The organism is Nocardia sp. NPDC051570, from assembly GCF_044454005.1.
In the GTDB taxonomy this organism is placed as follows: Bacteria; Actinomycetota; Actinomycetes; order Mycobacteriales; family Mycobacteriaceae; genus Nocardia.
The window spans coordinates 24,355-41,335 of record NZ_JBITDI010000002.1 but is presented as its reverse complement, the minus strand read 5'-3'; the positions used below and the strand labels follow the sequence as shown (position 1 = coordinate 41,335).

Below are 16,981 nucleotides of genomic sequence, written 5' to 3'. Positions count from 1 at the left end.
GACCTCACTGCTGGAAGACGTCGAGTGCGAGCTCTACTCCCGAGCCGATGCGCGGCAGCTGTTCGCCCCGAGCGGTACCCCGCGACACCGAGCACCCGTCGTGGTGTGATCGCGACCCCCTATACCCGCGGCCGGTCGGTGGTGACGGCGGGCACGCGCGGATGCCGGGGTGGGAAGCCGTCAATACCATGAACATCGAATACCGCAGTTGCGTAGAGAGGACAGCATGCCGGATCGGAGTACCCCCAGCAGTGTGACCGCCGCCCAGGCCTTGGACGAACTCGAGGTCCGCTATGAGCGGGCCGTGACCGCTTTGCGCAGCGCGGTGGCCGAATTCGTCGAGCACGGCGTCGTGCCCGATCGGGCCGGCCGCGAGGGTGGCGCGTTCGTGTATCCGGAATTGCGGATCAGCTGGGACGGTGCGGCCGAGCCGAAGAATCGGTCGCGGGCCTGGGGACGGCTGACGCGTCCGGGGGTGTATCGCACGACGGTCACTCGCCCGGCCTTGCTGCGCCATTATCTGGCCGAGCAGTTGGCGACCATCGAGCACGACTACGACGTCCGCATCGAGGTCGGCCCGTCCCGGCAGGAGATTCCGTTCCCGTATGTGATCGACGGTGCCGAGTTGGGGCTGGACCGGTCGATGAGCGCGGATCTGGCCGCGCATTTCCCGACCACCGATCTGGCCGATATCGGTGACGAGATCGCCGACGGGCTCATCGACACCAGCGGTCCGCTGCCGCTGAGCCATTTCGACGCGCTGCGCACCGACTTCTCCCTGGCCCGGCTGCGTCACTACACCGGCACCCCGGTCGAACATTTCCAGCCGTTCGTACTGTTCACCAACTACACCCGCTACGTCGACGAATTCGTGCGCTGGGCCGCCGAACAGATCGCCGACCCCGACAGCGGATTCGACGGATTGTCCTGCGCGGGAGGCACCGTCATCACCGCCGACACCCGCGACCGCGAATCGGCGGTCTCGGATCTGGCGTGGAAACGGCATCAGATGCCGGCGTGGCATCTGATGTCATCCACCGGTCCGGGCATCACCCTGGTCAATATCGGTGTGGGCCCGGCCAATGCGAAGAACATCTGCGACCATCTGGCGGTGCTGCGCCCGCACGCCTGGCTGATGATCGGCCACTGCGGCGGCCTGCGCGAAAGCCAGGCCATCGGCGACTACGTGCTCGCCCACGCCTATCTGCGCGACGATCACGTGCTGGATTCGGTGCTGCCGCCCGATATTCCGATCCCCAGCATCGCCGAGGTGCAGCGCGCACTCTACGACGCCACCAAAACCGTCAGCGGCATGCCCGGCGAGGACGTCAAACAGCGGCTGCGCACCGGCACCGTCGTCACCACCGACGACCGCAACTGGGAGCTCCGGTATTCAGCCTCGGCACTGCGGTTCAACCTCAGCCGCGCGGTCGCGATCGATATGGAAAGCGCCACCATCGCCGCACAGGGCTACCGCTTCCGCGTCCCCTACGGCACCCTGCTGTGCGTCTCGGACAAGCCGCTGCACGGTGAGATCAAACTGCCCGGCCAGGCCAACCGCTTCTACGAGGGCAACGTCTCCGAACACCTGCAGATCGGCATCCGCGCGGTGGAACTGCTGCGCGCCGAGGGCGACCGCCTGCATTCACGCAAACTGCGCACCTTCAACGAACCCCCGTTCCGCTGAACGCAATCCGGCATCACCTGCACCCTCGCACACCCTGCCACCCGCACGGTGACGAAACGCGGGGCGGCCGGATCCAGCAGCACTGCATCAGCTGCGGCATTCGAAACTGACGCATGCCCCCTATGCCCGCCCGTCCGCGGCGGCATCGATGGCCCGGCAGGCCCGCACCGACCCAGCCGCTCGGCGGCAGACGTGACCGCGTCATCTGCCGATCAGGCTTTGAACGAGTGCAGGCTGGCCAGGCACAGGGTCTGCTCGGCGTCGAACCATTCGAAGGTGCTGACCGGCTGGAATCCCAGGCGGGCCGCGAGTCTGAGCGAGCGTTTGTTGGCCGTCTGGGTCGCGATGAGGACCGGCTGGTCGGGGAACTCGTCTGCAGCGGCGCGCAATACGGCAATGGCCGCCTCGCTCGCCAGTCCCGCACCCCAGGCGTCGGGCCGCATCAGGTAACCCAGTTCCAGTTCCAGGCCGTCTTCGACGACATGACCGGGGTAGTCGGTGGCGCGTCGTTTGAGCTCGAATGTTCCGATGAGGTCGTCAGTGGTCTTATCGGCGATGATGAAGGTGCCGGGAGTGGCGGTGGCGTTGGCGACGCCGCCGATCGCATCGAGGTACTGCTCGACATCCTCGCGAAGACGCGGCCCTCCGATGTAGGCCCCGACCTCCGGGTCGGTCCGCAGCTCGATGAGCCTGTCCCGATCGGTGTCGCGCGCCTTGCGCAGCAGGACCCGGTCCGTCGCGATGTGGACGGCGGACAGCGTCGGCAACTGATTCATGCGGCCCTCCCCTTGCTGGACATTGATCCATCAGATCACGTCGCCCGGCCACACACCATCGATCACCGCCCGCTCTCCCCGCCCCGACTGAACCGGCCGCCCGAAGCAGGAAACCGGCGTGGTCGATCGTCGGCCGCCGACGCCGAGGTCCGCCGGGACAGAGATCGGTGACTCATTCGATGGAAAAACACGGATTCGGCCTAGCCGGTGAGGACGCAAGTTGATTCGCGGGCGTAACCCATTCGCTCACGCTGGGTTGGCCTCGGTGATCGCCCGGCTGACGCCCTAGCCGCCGGGAGTGTCCGCGCCGTAGCGGGCGATCTCGCGATCGAGGTCCAGAGGCGTGTCGTCGGGTCGAGCCAACGCGGCCTCGTCGAGCTGGTCGGACGGCACGACCCAAGCGATCTCGAACTTCAAGCCGTCCGGGTCCTGGCCGTAGAGCGATTTCGTGACGTGGTGATCGATCGCGTCGGTCAGTCGTTGTGCCAGCTCGACGAGGTTGCGCAGTGTCTCCACCTCCCACGCCAAGTGGAACAGGCCGACGGTACTGCGTCCGGCCTCGGAGGGTCCGGCTTGCGTGCCGACGCTGAACAATCCGAGGTCGTGATCGTTCGTCGAGCCGCCAGCGCGCAGGAATGCCGCCCCGTCTATCTCGATAACGACCTCGAAACCGAGGATTTCTCGATAGAAGGCGACGCTGCGCGCAACGTCGCGGACGTACAGGACAGCATGGTTGAGCCGGTGGATGGCCATGAGTGAACCTTTCGTGAGGTTATCTGTGACAAAGGGAAAGTCGTGACGTGTCAGGCCGGGGTTGACCAGGTTCACGTGCGTTCTGTGGTCGGCGCGGTTGTCGATGAGATCGACGAATCCGAGCGCGTAGTCGGCAGCTCCGGTGCCCGGCTCGACGGCGACGTCGTCGCCGAGTTGGTAGCGGCTCGCTGGGCGCATGGGGTTCCGGTCGTAATCGCCGATAGCCCAACGAAGTCCGCGACGTCCACCTCGGGTCGGTGGTGTGTCTACCTGTCGGTGATGAACGGTGCGCGGCCGATCTGGGAGGTGCTGAAGGTAGTAGGCGGCGGCGTTGGCCCGGGAGAGCCGTAGGCCGCCCTTGTCCCCGACTTTGCGGACGTTGATCGGGGCGGTCTTCGGGCCCGTGTTGCGCGGGGCGGGTCAGGCGGCCCGCCGGTCGAGGGTCTCGGCCAGTCGGCGGGCCTGTTCGTGGGCGGTGGCCAGGGACGTCTCGTACAGCGGGACGAGCTCGGCCATCGCCGGGACGTCGGGAGCCATGGTCAGTTCGGGGATCACCGAGGTCACGTCGAGTCCGAGGGTGTGGGACCAACCCAGGACGGTCTCCAACGTGGGGATCAAGTGGTCGCGGCCCTCGTTGGGGGCTCCGGGGCCGTAGCCGCCACCGCGGGCGGAGACCACCACGGCGGGGCGGCCGGCGGTGGGGGCGCCGTGGGTGAAGCCGAGGGTGCGGCCCTCGATCATGATCTGGTCCAGCCAGGCTTTGAACACCGACGGCATCGTGAGGTTGTACAGGGGCACGGTGAACAAATAGACGTCGGCGCCGAGAAACTCGGTGATCAGTTCGTCCTGGATCCGGGCGGCCTCGGCCTGTTCGGGGGTGTGCTGGGCGGGGTCGGTGCTCCGGGCGGTGATGCCCGCCGCGCTGAGGTGGGGCACGGGTGAGACCGCCAGGTCGCGGTGGACGACCGGGCCCTGCCACGCGGCGCGGAAGGAGCCGGCGACCTGGCGGGAGATCGAAGCCTCGCCGAGCGAGGAGGCGTCGACGTGCAATAGGTATGACATGGGGTGTTCAGCCTTTTCAGAAGGGAATGCCGACGTCGAGGTCGGACGCATTGGAGAGGAGTCGGCGGACGTCAGCCGCGCACGGGGACGATGCAGCCGTCCGGCCGTACGCCGGGGAGGCGCCGGTGGCCAGCCCGCACCAGGGGCAGGTGACCTCGGACAAGGTCTCTACTTTCATGACGCACCCTCCAATTCATACGATTTGTGCGTAGCCCCATGATGGAACAGAATTGGAAGCGGTACAAAAGGCACATCGGTGTGTGTGACGGAGAGGAATGTGCGCCATGGAGGTCACAGCACGATCGGACACCACTGCCGGCCGCGGCCCGTGCGCCGGTATCCCCGCCGAGCAGATGCAGTTCATCCGCCAAGTCCTCGACCGCGTCGGCGACAAGTGGAGCCTGCTGGTGCTCGCGGTCCTGGAATCAGGCCCGTTGCGCTACACCGACCTGCAACGTGAGATCCACGGCATCTCCCAGCGCATGCTCACCCTCACCCTGCGCCAACTGCAACAAGACGGACTGCTGACCCGCACCGCCTACGCCGAGGTACCCCCGCGCGTCGAGTACTCCCTCACCCCACTCGGTCGTGGCCTGCACGAGATCGTCACCTCCCTGATCGGCTGGGCCGCCGAGCACCACAACGAGATCCGCGAAAACCGAGCCCGCGCTACCGCAGCGACCACGACCAACTCCTGAACCCAGACACAGCCATCAGCGCGGCGCAGCCGATGTGCGTGTTCCGTAAAAGGCCCGCGCGAAAGGCCGCCTCGAGGGCAACCAGCCGAAACTGCCTCTCGTAGCACGGAAAACGATCCACCGCCGCTACCACGACCCCGACGACGACGCGAGCCTCGCCGACCTCGCCGAGGAATACAGCGTGGGCCGCTCCACCATCCACCGCATCATCAGCACCACTCCGCCCCGCACCTGACGCTCACCCGCCACCAAACGGGCCGCTATCCCCGGAAGAGAAGCCGGACACCGGTAACCCGACATCGCCGCTGGTCCAGGCAATTTCGTTGTTTTCCGCGCGATTACTACCGGAACCCGAGTACCGCGCGAGCAGAAAGCGGCATTCGCTGGGCACAAGCAGCCAGGCCGAGGGCATGGGCCGGTCGTCCGGCAGCGAGTGCGATTCGGCACCTGCTGCAACTTGTCTTGTTCCAAACGGCCCGAGACCTCATGCTGCCGATCATGTTCCGCAAGACGGCCGGTCCGCGGTTCCCGACGGGCCGAGCAAGGGGAACTCGGCTCACAGCCCCAGTTTGGTGACCGCGTTGTCCTCCAACGGGTTCGCGGTGCGGATGTAGCCGTGCACGGTGCGGGGATTGGACCAGCGGCCCTGGCGCATGATCTCGCGGTCGCTGGCGCCGCCGAGGGCGGCCTGGGTGGCGAATCCGGCGCGCAGCGAATGCCCGGAGAACAGGGCCGGGTCCAGGCCCGCCCGCGCGGCATAGCGTTTGACCAATTCGGCGATCGCGCGGCCCGATATCGCGGTCGCGCCGAGGCCGCCGTGGCGCGAGATCGCCGGGAACAGCGGTAGTTCCGTCTCGACGCCGGTGGCGCCGGTGAAGCCGTGGCAGCGGTGGATCGCCGGATCCGCGACGCCGAGTGCGTCCAGATGTTCGGGCAGTGCGTCGCCGTGGCGTAGATGGGCCTGGCGCAACCGGATCCAGTCGGCGAACGCGCACACCGGGCAGGTGTGCGGACGGCTGCCGCGTGGCAGCGCGACCCGCTGGGCGCCCGCGCCGGTCGGGTCGGTCTTGGTCGCGGGCAACTGCACCAGCAGCACCGGTTCGCCGCTGCGGTGATCGAGATCGACCCGCACATCCCCGATCCGCAGGCCCGCGATCTCGCTGCGCCGCAACGCCCCTGCGAATCCGACCAGCAGCACCAGCGCGTCGCGGCGTCGGGCCGGTTCGCGTGGCCAGCCCGGCGCCGGCAATCCCGCGAGCAACTGTTCGAGGGTGTTGAGCAGGACCGGACGTTTGCGCCGCGGCTGGGTGCGGCGCGTGCGGCGGATACCGCGCAGCGTCAACCGCACCACATCGCTGCGCGTCGGGGAGGCCAGCCCGTTGGCCGCGTGCACCGCCGCGATGGCCGCGCTCTTACGTTCCAGTGTCGCCGCGCCGAACGCCCACTCGCCCGACGGTTTGCGCGCATCGGCGGCCGCGGCCAGATACACCGCCACATCCAGTGGATCCGCGGGCAACGCCTGACGGCCCTCCGTGGCGCACCAGCCCGACCAGCCGATCCAGTCGGATCGGTAGGCGCGCACCGTATTCGGCGACTGCGACGCCTCCAGATACCGCCGCAACGCCGCGGCCTGTTCGTCGTCGAACCGCTCACGCACCAGTCGCAGCGCCGCGGCGTCGACCAGCACGCTGCGCACGCCGTGGCGTAACTGGGTGCGCACGACCTCGGGAACCGCTACGGCACTGGAGGATTGGGCGAGATCGGCCGGATCGTTCATCGTCGGCCAGACTACCGGGCGACACGCCGCGGTGAGCGCGCGACGCGGCGGTCGGGTGAGCACAATCCGAACAACAAGTTGCTACGAGATTGCCAATTGGTTGCGCGGTCCGGTTACAGCGCTGATATTAGGCCTGGAAATTAGTCGGGACGGGCGTTTATGGGTGCGAATGCGCCACCGGTGCCGGACATCGATAGCCGCCGGTTGCCGTCATGGAGCAAAGGGATACAGCAAGGTGGGAAGCATAATCGGTAATTCGATATAAAGAGCGGAACGTTTCGACGAAATACCTCCGAATCCCGTCCGTTACTCATCCGAGTCCGAACAGTTATCACAAATGTCGGTCGAATGTTTCCTGCGTCACAGTGGCTGCTGTAGATTTGCCGTCGACAACCTTCCGAACCCGAAAGGACATCTAATGCCGCTCGTTGGTTCGCTCATCTGCGACATCTTCAACATCATCCCCACGGCGATCTTCTCGACTGCCGTGCCCGTGATCGGCTCGTTCCTCGCGCCGATCACCTATGTGGGCTCGGTGGCGCTGAACACCGTGCTGGCCACATTCACCGGCTCGATGCTCTGAGCGATTCCGCTCGTTTCGAGCTCGGCCACCGCCTAATCCGCGGTGTTTGTTGGATGACGTAGGATTTGCCGTCCGAGAGTGGACCATCGGTCCACCTCGGGCGGCAATCCTCGTTTCGGGGCCGATATCTCAGACCTGGACCGGTGCGGGCAATCCGACCTCCGGATTATCCGGAACAGCCAGACCCGCCAGCCGCAGCGGCGACAGCAATTCCTCCACCGCCGCCCGGGTCAGCAACCCCTCGCTCACCGCGAGATCGCCCACCGATTCCCCGGTCGCCAGCGCCTGTTTGGCCAGGCGTGCGCTCGCGGCGTAACCGATATACGGCGACAGCGCGGTCACGATGCCCGGCGCGCGGCGCACCGCCTGCTCGAGGCGTTCGCGGTTGGCGGTGATGCCGTCCACGCAGCGAGTCGCCAGGGTGTCGGCGGCGACCTCGAGGTGGGTCATCGTGCGCAGCAGGCTGTAGGCGATGATCGGCTCGAACGCGTTGAGCTGCAGCTGACCCGCCTCGGCGGCCATCGTGACGGTCAGATCGTTGCCGATGATCTCGAAGGCGATCTGATTGACCATCTCCGGGATCACCGGATTCACCTTGCCTGGCATGATCGACGAACCGGCCTGCACCGCGGGCAGATTGATCTCACCCAGCCCGGTCGAGGGACCCGAGGAGATCAGCCGCAGATCGTTGCAGGTCTTCGACAGCTTCACCGCCACCCGCTTGAGCACCCCCGACACCTGCACGAACACCCCGCAGTCCTGGGTGGCCTCGATGAGATTGCTCGCCGGAGTGACCGCCTCACCGGTGATCTCGCGCAGATACGCACACGCCAGCGCCGAATACCGCGGATGGCCGTTGATGCCGGTGCCGATCGCGGTGCCGCCGAGGTTGCATTCCAGCAGCAGCGCCGCGGCCTCGGTGAGCCGGTCGCAGTCCTCGCGCAGCATCACCGCATAGGTGGAGAACTCCTGGCCCAGCGTCATCGGCACCGCGTCCTGCAGCTGGGTGCGGCCCATCTTCACCACATCGGCGAATTCGATGGCCTTGCGGTCGAACGCGGCCGCCAGCCGGCGCAGTCCGGCGATGACCTGCCGAAGATGGGTCACCAGAGCCAGTTTCACCGCCGTGGGATACACATCGTTGGTGGACTGGCCGAGATTGACGTGTTCGAGCGGATCGAGTGCGGCGTAGTCCCCGCGAGGCAGGCCGAGGATCTCGAGGGCGCGGTTGGCGATCACCTCGTTGGCGTTCATATTCGTCGAGGTGCCCGCCCCGCCCTGGATCGGGTCGACGGGAAACTGATCGGCCAGCTTGCCCTCGCGAATCTCGGTGCAGGCGGCGACGATCGCCGTCGCGCGGCGCTCATCGAGGCGCCCGAGGTCGAGGTTGGCCTGACACGCGGCCTGCTTGACCGCCGCCAGCGCCGCGGTCAGGGCGGGATACTGGCCGATCGTGGAACCGGTCACCGCGAAGTTGTCCAGGGCGCGGGCGGTGTGGATGCCATAGTAGGCGTCGGCGGGGACTTCCAGATCACCGAGCGAGTCGCGTTCGATCCGGGCACTGCTGCTCATCGAGTGGTCTTTCTGCATCGAGGGGATACGCAGTGACGCCACTCACCGATCCGACAGTTTACGACCCGCCCTCGCGACCCGGACACCCGGGGTGCGGATCGGGCGAAATCTCGGCGGTGCCAGTCGATTTCACGCCCGCGCGCGCCGCCGGGAGATCGCCACACCGGCCAGGCAGATCGCCCCGCCGACGGCCGCGGCCACCGTCGGAACCTCCCCGAGCGCCAGCCACGACAACAGCGCCGAGACCGCGGGCACGGCGTAGGTGGTGGCGGTCAGGCGGCTCGCGGCGGTGCGGCGCAACGCGATCGACCAGGCCGTGAAACCGATCGCGGTGGGGAACAGGCCCAGATAGACCCCATCGGCGAGCACCCGGGCGGGCGCGTGCGCCAGTTCGGTGATCAGCTGCGGTGTCCACGGCGCCAGCACCGCGGTCCCGATCAGGCAGCCCAACCAGATCGCGGTCAGCGGATCGACCCGGCGCAGCGCCGGTTTCTGCACCAGCACACCCGCGGCATACAGCACCGCGGCCAGCAGACACAGCAGCACGCCGCCGGTGTCGTGGCGTCCCGCGCCGCCCAGCGCGATCGCGCCGACTCCCGCCAGCGACACCACCATTCCCGCGAACAGGGTGCGCGGCAGCGCCTCACCCAGGAACATCCCCGCCCCGAACGCCACCAGCAGCGGTGCGAGATTGACCAGCAGCGCGGCGGTTCCGGCGTCCACCTGCTGCTCGGCGGCGTTGAGTGCGACGGTGTACCCGGCCAGCCACAGCATCGCGTACGCGCCGATCAGCACCCAGGTGCTCCGCTCGCGCGGCAGCCGAATCGTGCTGCGGCGCACCAGTATCGGCACGGTCAACGCGACCGCGGCCACCGCCAGGCGCAGCAGGGCCAGCGGCGCGGGCGAGATCGCCGCGCCCACATCACGAATCGCGACGAACGCCGAGGCCCACAACGCCACGGCGACCGCGGCCGCCGCGGCGCCGGTGACATCGATGGCGGCGGACCGCACGGCAGGGGAGGTATCGGTACTCACCCGGTCATCGTCGCCGCCTCGAATGGACAGCGCAAGCGAATTGTTCGATATCATTGTTCAGTTGAGCTGTACAATCGTGGCCATGCTCGACATCGCTCGACTTCGGTTGCTGCGCACGGTGATCACCACCGGATCGGTGCGCGCCAGCGCCGCGGCGCTGGGTTACACCCCCTCCGCGGCCAGCCAGCAACTGGCCACCCTGCAGCGCGAGACCGGACTGCGACTGGTGGAGCGCGCCGGGCGTGGCATCGAACCGACCGCGGCCGCGCGCGCCCTGGCCGCCGCGTCCGAGGCGCTGTTCGCCGAACTGGGTCGCCTCGACGGGGTGGTCGGGGATCTGCGCGCGGGCCGGATGGGCAGCCTGTCACTGGGGTATCTGCCCTCGGTCGGCGCGGCGTGGCTGCCGCCGATCGTGGATACGCTGCGCGCCGAATTCCCCGCGCTGCGACTGGAATTGCGGCTGGCCGAGTCCGACCAGGGCCAGCACGATGTCGAGATCTTCGTCGAGGATCCCGCGGTCGCGCCCGCACCGGCGGTCGCGGTGCGCCGCCTGCTGGCCGACCCCTACGTCGTGGTGGTGCGCCGCGACGATCCGCTCGCCGCCCGCACGCGGGCCCCGCTGGCCGCGCTGGCCGAGCGCGCGTGGATCGATAACGAACCCCTCGACGGGCCGTGCCGGCGCGTCCTGCTCGACGCCTGCGCGCGGGCGGGGGTGATCCCGCATTTCCAGGTGCAGACCCCCGACTACCGCACCGCTTTGTCGTTGGTGGCCACCGGAATCGGGATCACGATCATCCCGCGCCTGGCCACCGCCGAGGTGCCCGCGGACCTGGTGGCGGTGGAATTGACCGACCCGACTCCGATCCGGCATATCGGCCTGGGGATCCGCAAATCGGTACTGGGCAACCCCGCCGCCCGGCGTGCCGCGGAACTACTCACCGCACTGGCGCAGGGGTGATCAAAGGCAGTGGGGGACAGTCGATCACGATCAATGATCATGAAATATGCTGTGTGACAACGTATTACAGCAGTTGTCAATAGGGGTACTCTGAAACATTAAGTGCCCGTTGGTCTTAACGTAGCATTTCGACACTCACGGGTAGTTTGCCGCGTTGTACCGTGAGGTCCCCTCGGAGGATCTCGCAGGAGGTAATTCACATGACAACACGGTATTTCCGAACCCTCGCCCTGCTGGCCGCGGCGGCGCCGCTCGGCGCGGCACTGATCGGGCTCGCCCCGGCGCAGGCCGCCAGCGGCGATCTGAGCTGCTCGGCGTCGCTGTCGCTCGCCTTCCAACCGGCCCTGGTGGCGGGCGGGCAATCCACCGCGACGATCACCGGCACCACCAGCAACTGCACCTCGTCCAACGGTCAGCACACCGACCTGACGTCGGGCACGGTCTCCGGATCCGGTGCGGGCACCGGGGCATCCTCATTCCTCTTCCCGTGCGGCGTGCAGCCCAGCGGCAACGGCACCGCGACCATCACCTGGTCCTCCGGCGCCACCAGCACCATCGGCTGGCAGACCTCGGGAACCTCGTTCTCCGCCACCGTCACCGCCGGTCAGCTCCAGGGCGATGCGCTCCAGGCGTCGGTGAACGGGGCTCCGCAGGCGACCTGCGCGCCCGACGGCGGCATGGCGGGCGTGTCGGCCGACGTCAGCGCGAGCTTCGCCTGACCGCAGGCACCCGGCGCGACGGGTGAATTCGACGGTCGCCCGCGGCGAAAGGCGCGGGCGACCGTCGTTATTCGTCCACCATGATCGTGCGGGGCCGACATGATGAAGGTCTTCTGAACTTCCCGGCCGACACCGATCCTGCCGCGCGTCGCCATGGCCAGCGGTCGGGCGAACAGTCTGTGGAGGGAGAGGAACATGATGAGCATTGAGACATCTATCCCGTGGTGCGAAGCGGCATTTCATGTCCTGTACTAGTGGAGTCGGCCCACTGCCGACACCGTGACCTGGGGTGGGTCATCTTCGACGGCAGAACGAGTGAGTGACTGGGCCGGTAAAGGTGGCCCGTTCGACCTTCCCGTTGTGCGAAGCTGCATTTCATGTCCTCTGCGGCGGGCCGATAGCCTCGGATTCATGGAATGGAGTTTTCTTGGGGCCGAAGAGCTTTCGTCCGCCTTGCGTGCCGGTGAGGTGACCTCGGTGGAACTGACCGATGAGGCGATCGCTCGTATCGAGCGCGACGACAAGGTGATCAACGCGATCTGTGTGCCGGACTTCGACCGGGCGCGGGCTGCGGCGCGATCGGCCGATGAGGCGCGGGCCCGGGGTGAGGACCGGCCGCTGCTCGGCATTCCGGTGACGGTCAAGGAGTCCTACAACATCGCCGGGCTCCCCACGACCTGGGGCATGCCGCAGTACCGGGACCATGTGCCGGCCGAGGACGCGGTACAGGTGTCGCGGCTCGAGGCCGCAGGCGCGGTGGTGCTCGGTAAGACCAATGTGCCGTTGATGCTGCGAGATATCCAGAGCTTCAACGAGATCTACGGCACCACCAACAATCCGTGGGATCACGGCCGCACGTCGGGTGGGTCGTCCGGCGGTTCGGCGGCGGCCCTGGCGGCTGGATTCGGCGCGCTGTCCATCGGCTCCGACCAGGGCGGTTCGCTGCGCACCCCCGCGCATTTCTGCGGTGTCTACGCGCATAAGCCGACACTCGGGCTGGCGTCGGCCCGTGGCATGGTCGCGCCGCCCGCGCCGGCCTTGCCGATCGACCTCGACCTCGCCGTCGTCGGCCCGATGGCGCGCACCGCCCGCGACCTCGCGCTGCTGCTCGATGTGATGGCCGGACCGGACCCGCTGACCCACGGCGTCGCCTACGACCTCGCGCTGCCGCCCGCGCGTCACGAGCGGCTGTCGGACTTCCGTGTCCTGATCATCGAGGACCATCCGCTCCTTCCGACCGGATCGGCGGTGCGGGCGGGCGTGAACCGGGTCGCCGAGGCGCTCGTCGACGAGGGCGCCCGCGTCGAACGGCACAGTCCGCTGCTGCCCGATCCGACCGACGCGGCGACGCTCTACATGCTGCTGATGCTCTCGAACGCCGCCGCAAGCCTTTCCGTCGACATGTACGAACAGCTGCGGACCCACGCCGCCGCCCTGAGCGTGGACGATCGGAGTCTCGATGCGGCGCGGCTGCGCGGCATGGTGCTCAGCCACCGCGACTGGGTCGAGGCGAACAACCGTCGCGAACTCCACCGCCACGGCTGGCGGCAGCTCTTCGCGGAGTTCGATGCCGTGGTGTGCCCCATCACGCCCACCCCCGCCTTCCCGCACGACCACAACGGAGATCTGGAGAACCGGCACATCGACATCGACGGCGTCGAGTACCCGTACTTCGACCAGCTCGTCTGGGCCGGCGTGGCCACCATGCCCGGCCTGCCTGCCACCGCCATACCCGCGGGCCGGTCCCCCGAGGGGCTACCGGTGGGAGTGCAGCTCATCGGTCCGATGTTCGAGGACCGCACCCCGCTGCGGCTGGCCGAACTGCTCGAGCAGAAGATCGGCGGCTTCCAGGCACCGGAATAGGGCGCACTCCCGGGTGTCCGTCGAGGACGAGGTGCCGATGACGAATGACAAGCCGGCCGGCTGTCGATCGGCGACCACGCCGGGATGATGGACACGAATATCGTTCCCGCGGTGAGGGTGTCGACGAACGGGTCGGCCACGTCTAAACCGAGGCGGTGATCAGCTCGTCGGCGACCCATTGTGCGACGCCGAGCGGATAGGGCGCGGGCAGACCGAGAACCAGGTGGGTGAATCCGGCGGTGATCGACTCGGCGATCGCGGCGCGGGTGGCGGCGGGTCGGTCGTAGGAGACGGGCAGATGGATCGAGCGCACGATCGTGGCCGGGTCGCGGCCGATCTCGGCGCAGTGGCGGTCCAGCAGGGCGCTCGCGCGCACGACATCGGCGATATCGCCGCCCGGGACGTTCCATACATCGGCGTGTTCGGCGGCCACCCGCAGTGTCGCCGACGCGCGCCCGCCGATCACGATCGGGGGATGAGGTCGTTGCACGGGTTTCGGATTGCCGAACGCCCCGGTGAGCCGGATATGGGTGCCCTGGAAGTCGAACGGCTCGGGTTCGGTCCACAGTCGCCGGATCACCGCGCATGCCTCGGCGAGATTTTCCACCGCGTGCGCGGCGTCGTGGTAGGGCAGGCCGTGGGCGTCGTATTCGCGCCGGGCCAGGGGATGGCTGGGTCGGGAGCCCGCGCCGATCCCGAACTCCAGCCGTCCGCGCGAGACGATGTCGACGGTCGCGGCGATCTTGGCCAGCATCGCGGGTGGGCGGAAACGGTTGCTGGACACCAGAAGTCCCAACCGCAACCGCTGTGTCTGCGCGGCGAGAGCCGACAGCAGCGTCCAGCCTTCGAAGGTCGGCCCGTCCGGGTCGCCGCCGATCGGCATGAGGTGATCGAACAACCACGCGTGCTCGATCTGCGGGGTCGCATCCGCCTCGCGCCAGACCCGCAGGATGTCGTCGTAGTCGACCTGCATGGGGGCGGTCAGGATCCCGAAGCGGGGTGGGGTGGTCATGATGGGGTTCTCCTCGAGGGGATTGGATGCGGTTCGGGGTATGCGATAAGGGCGTGCGCGCCGGGATCCGCGCGGTTGAGCTGGTGGATCAGGGCGACTCGCGCGGGGTTCTCATCGGTGGTCTCCGCGATCCGATAGCCGCGCTGATTCGCTCATGGAAATGTCTCCCTGCCTCTGGGCCGACCGCGTACTCTAAACGGAGCGGCGTTCCGTAAGCATATGGAACCATGCTCCGTTTAACAAGACGTGGTGAGGAGTTTGGCCGCCCGGCCACGCTCTGGCATCCTGGGCACACGGATCCGAACTCCGAGGGGCATGCGGAAATGCGCTCCGTTTGGTCCGGGCAGTGCAGGAAGGGAGCGTGCGGTGAACGACAGCGAGACCGGACCCATCTCACGGTCCCAGCGGGCCGACGCCCGGCGCAACAAGGAGACCCTGCTCGACGCGGCCGCGGCGGTCTTCGTCGCCTCGGGCGTGGACGCGCCGGTACGCGATATCGCGGCCAAGGCCGGTGTCGGGATGGGCACGATCTACCGGCATTTCCCGACCCGGGCGGATCTGATCATCGCCGTCTACCGCCACCAGGTCGAGGCCTGCGCCGAGGCCGGCCCGGCCCTGCTGGCCGCGTGCGCGAGTCCGCATGCCGCACTGGGCCGGTGGATCAATCTGTTCGTCGACTTCCTGGTCACCAAGCACGGCCTCGCCGCGGTCCTGCAGTCCGGCGATGCGAGCTTCGAGGCCCTGCACACCTACTTCCTCGACCGCCTCGTCCCCGTCTGCGGCCAATTACTCGACGCGGCAACCGATTCCGGCGAGATCCGGCCGGGCATCGAGCCGTTCGAACTCATGCGCGGCGTCGGCAATCTCTGCATCGGCGGCGACCACGATCCACGCTATGACCCCCGCCGATTGGTCGAACTGCTCATCGCGGGGCTGCGCCGCCCGCAGTGACGGCGCTGCTCACTCGGGAGTGAGCAGGTCCAGGGTGTCGAACCGATGCTCCGACCAGAGACGGCGCGAGCGTTCCTCCGGGTAGGGGCAGGTGATCGGGTCGGCGGTGTAGACGCGGGTGGCGCGGGTGTCCGAATCGTAAGGCGCCCAACCGGGTTCGCCGGTGGTCGCGAAGTCACGCCAGTCCCCGCGCATCCGGCGACTCACACCGGGGAGTTCGTCCGCGGCATTCGCAGAGACAGACCGATGGCCGCGCACCTGTTCGACGCCGAGTGTGCCGAAGACGAGCAGCACGTCCAGACTGTGTGAGGCGCCCTGGTCGCGGTGGAAACTCCAGCACAGTTCGTAGTTCCAGCCCCGCCCGCCCCCGGCGTGCTGAGCCTCGGCCAGATGCAGGCTCGGCATCCGAAACAGCCAGTCGGAGTGGACGACTTCGTACAGCTGCCCGGCGGTCGCCTCGGGGTAGGCGGCGCGATAACCGCCGTCGCGCGAGGCGGGCGCGAGCCGGGCCAGCGCGGTGCTCACCTGCTCATCGGTCACCTCGCTGCCGACAAGGGTGTTGAACAACCGGTATTCGTCACGGGTGTGCCCGACCAGCAGCTCGATTCCCCGCGCGGCACCGTCGGCGAGCGCACGCCACGGCGCGCACGGGAGCAGGTCCCCGTCGACGACGGGGGAGAACGGTGTCGGTGTCAGCGCCATCGGTCCCCAGGAGTCGGCGCGGTCGGGCATCGTCGCGATGATCGTCTCCGTCGCATCGATCAACGCGCGCGGCGGAATCGGGGCCAGCTCCTCCGCGGTGGCCCGCACACCGAGCCGCGCGGCGATCGCGGCCGAGATCGCGGCGGCGAGCTCTGTGGAGAAGTAGGTGCCCGGCACGCTCTGGGCTATCGCCCGACGAAACAGCCCGGCGGTGCCCGGCATAGTGAGTAGCGCGGCAACGCAACCCGCGCCGGCGGACTGGCCGAACACGGTGACAGTGTCCGGATCGCCGCCGAATGCGGCGACGTTGTCGCGCACCCATCGCAACGCCGCGGCCTGGTCGAGAATGCCGCGGTTGTCCGGGGCCCCGGCGATATGGGCGAAACCTTCGGCGCCGGTGCGGTAGTTCATGCTGACCATCACCACACCGGATCGGGCCAGCGTCGCGCCGTCGAAATGCGGGTTGGCGGCGGTGCCCTCGAGATAGGCGCCGCCATGGATCCACACCATCACCGGCAGCCCGACGGCACCGAGATCGGGGGACCAGACGTTGAGGGTCAGGCAATCCGACGACATCGGGTACCGCGCTTGGGGAACCGGCGGGCCGAACCGCGCGGCGTCACGGACCCCGTCCCAGGGGCGCGGCGGAACCGGCGCCGCGAATCGGCGCGGGCCGAAGGGTGTGCGGGCGTAGGGGATACCGCGGAAGACCGCGACCGCGTCCTCCCATCTGCCGCGCACGATTCCGGTGGTCGTGCGGATCTCGGGTGCGATGGTCATCGGTCCATCTTTTGCCGAATCGGTCTGTCGGCGTGTGGTTTCCGGCCGATCCG

Annotated in this window: 16 protein-coding genes; 8 read left to right on the top strand and 8 right to left on the bottom strand. The window is 68.1% G+C overall.

The genetic code is table 11. The features are described from left to right. The first annotated feature begins 226 nt into the window (after window positions 1-226). Window positions 227-1,687, top strand: coding sequence for an AMP nucleosidase (locus ACIA76_RS03680; RefSeq protein WP_397148090.1), 1,461 nt, complete (start codon window positions 227-229; stop codon window positions 1,685-1,687). 212 nt (window positions 1,688-1,899) lie between these two features. On the opposite strand, the gene ACIA76_RS03675 is transcribed toward ACIA76_RS03680, so the two are convergent. After that, a complete protein-coding gene (locus tag ACIA76_RS03675; protein ID WP_397148088.1) occupies window positions 1,900-2,463 on the bottom strand; it encodes a GNAT family N-acetyltransferase in 564 nt (187 codons plus the stop codon). 285 nt (window positions 2,464-2,748) lie between these two features. Then, on the bottom strand, window positions 2,749-3,291 hold the full coding sequence (locus ACIA76_RS03670) for a VOC family protein (RefSeq protein ID WP_397148086.1): 543 nt from the start codon (window positions 3,289-3,291) through the stop codon (window positions 2,749-2,751). On the opposite strand from ACIA76_RS03670, the gene ACIA76_RS03665 reads away from it, so the two are divergent. Beyond that, window positions 3,292-3,567 (top strand): hypothetical protein, encoded by a 276-nt coding sequence (locus tag ACIA76_RS03665; RefSeq protein ID WP_397148084.1) that lies wholly within the window; start codon window positions 3,292-3,294, stop codon window positions 3,565-3,567. 69 nt (window positions 3,568-3,636) lie between these two features. Here the strand turns inward: ACIA76_RS03665 and ACIA76_RS03660 are convergent, their stop codons facing one another. Further along, entirely contained in the window at window positions 3,637-4,278 is a 642-nt protein-coding gene (locus ACIA76_RS03660) for an FMN-dependent NADH-azoreductase (protein ID WP_397148082.1), read from the bottom strand. Between the two features lie 353 nt (window positions 4,279-4,631). Between ACIA76_RS03660 and ACIA76_RS03655 the strand changes: the two genes are divergently transcribed. Further along, the gene (locus ACIA76_RS03655; RefSeq protein WP_397149371.1) at window positions 4,632-4,976 is read left to right on the top strand and encodes a winged helix-turn-helix transcriptional regulator; all 345 of its coding nucleotides are present in this window, start codon (window positions 4,632-4,634) and stop codon (window positions 4,974-4,976) included. A gap of 556 nt (window positions 4,977-5,532) precedes the next feature. Here ACIA76_RS03655 and ACIA76_RS03650 read toward each other — a convergent pair. Further along, the gene (locus ACIA76_RS03650; protein ID WP_397148080.1) at window positions 5,533-6,753 is read right to left on the bottom strand and encodes a site-specific integrase; all 1,221 of its coding nucleotides are present in this window, start codon (window positions 6,751-6,753) and stop codon (window positions 5,533-5,535) included. Between the two features lie 418 nt (window positions 6,754-7,171). Between ACIA76_RS03650 and ACIA76_RS03645 the strand changes: the two genes are divergently transcribed. Then, on the top strand, window positions 7,172-7,336 hold the full coding sequence (locus tag ACIA76_RS03645; RefSeq protein ID WP_397148078.1) for a hypothetical protein: 165 nt from the start codon (window positions 7,172-7,174) through the stop codon (window positions 7,334-7,336). Window positions 7,337-7,465: 129 nt separating this feature from the next. Here ACIA76_RS03645 and ACIA76_RS03640 read toward each other — a convergent pair whose 3' ends face one another. Beyond that, window positions 7,466-8,908, bottom strand: coding sequence for an aspartate ammonia-lyase (locus ACIA76_RS03640; RefSeq protein ID WP_397148076.1), 1,443 nt, complete (start codon window positions 8,906-8,908; stop codon window positions 7,466-7,468). A 129-nt stretch (window positions 8,909-9,037) separates the two neighbouring features. Continuing rightward, a complete protein-coding gene (locus ACIA76_RS03635; protein WP_397148074.1) occupies window positions 9,038-9,943 on the bottom strand; it encodes a DMT family transporter in 906 nt (301 codons plus the stop codon). A gap of 82 nt (window positions 9,944-10,025) precedes the next feature. On the opposite strand from ACIA76_RS03635, the gene ACIA76_RS03630 reads away from it, so the two are divergent. The 3 genes from ACIA76_RS03630 (at window position 10,026) to ACIA76_RS03620 (ending at window position 13,483) form a co-directional block, all read left to right on the top strand. Then, window positions 10,026-10,901 carry a LysR family transcriptional regulator gene (locus ACIA76_RS03630; RefSeq protein ID WP_397148072.1) on the top strand — a complete coding sequence of 292 codons (876 nt, stop codon included), beginning with the start codon at window positions 10,026-10,028 and terminating at the stop codon, window positions 10,899-10,901. 200 nt (window positions 10,902-11,101) lie between these two features. Then, the gene (locus ACIA76_RS03625; RefSeq protein ID WP_397148070.1) at window positions 11,102-11,620 is read left to right on the top strand and encodes a hypothetical protein; all 519 of its coding nucleotides are present in this window, start codon (window positions 11,102-11,104) and stop codon (window positions 11,618-11,620) included. 411 nt (window positions 11,621-12,031) lie between these two features. Continuing rightward, a complete protein-coding gene (locus tag ACIA76_RS03620) occupies window positions 12,032-13,483 on the top strand; it encodes an amidase (RefSeq protein WP_397148068.1) in 1,452 nt (483 codons plus the stop codon). Between the two features lie 142 nt (window positions 13,484-13,625). Here ACIA76_RS03620 and ACIA76_RS03615 read toward each other — a convergent pair whose 3' ends face one another. Then, window positions 13,626-14,495 carry an LLM class flavin-dependent oxidoreductase gene (locus ACIA76_RS03615; protein ID WP_397148066.1) on the bottom strand — a complete coding sequence of 290 codons (870 nt, stop codon included), beginning with the start codon at window positions 14,493-14,495 and terminating at the stop codon, window positions 13,626-13,628. 366 nt (window positions 14,496-14,861) lie between these two features. On the opposite strand from ACIA76_RS03615, the gene ACIA76_RS03610 reads away from it, so the two are divergent. Then, window positions 14,862-15,446: a TetR/AcrR family transcriptional regulator gene (locus ACIA76_RS03610; RefSeq protein ID WP_397148064.1), complete on the top strand. Its 585-nt coding sequence runs from the start codon at window positions 14,862-14,864 to the stop codon at window positions 15,444-15,446. A gap of 9 nt (window positions 15,447-15,455) precedes the next feature. Here ACIA76_RS03610 and ACIA76_RS03605 read toward each other — a convergent pair whose 3' ends face one another. Continuing rightward, the gene (locus ACIA76_RS03605) at window positions 15,456-16,928 is read right to left on the bottom strand and encodes a carboxylesterase/lipase family protein (RefSeq protein WP_397148062.1); all 1,473 of its coding nucleotides are present in this window, start codon (window positions 16,926-16,928) and stop codon (window positions 15,456-15,458) included. Window positions 16,929-16,981 lie beyond the last annotated feature (53 nt).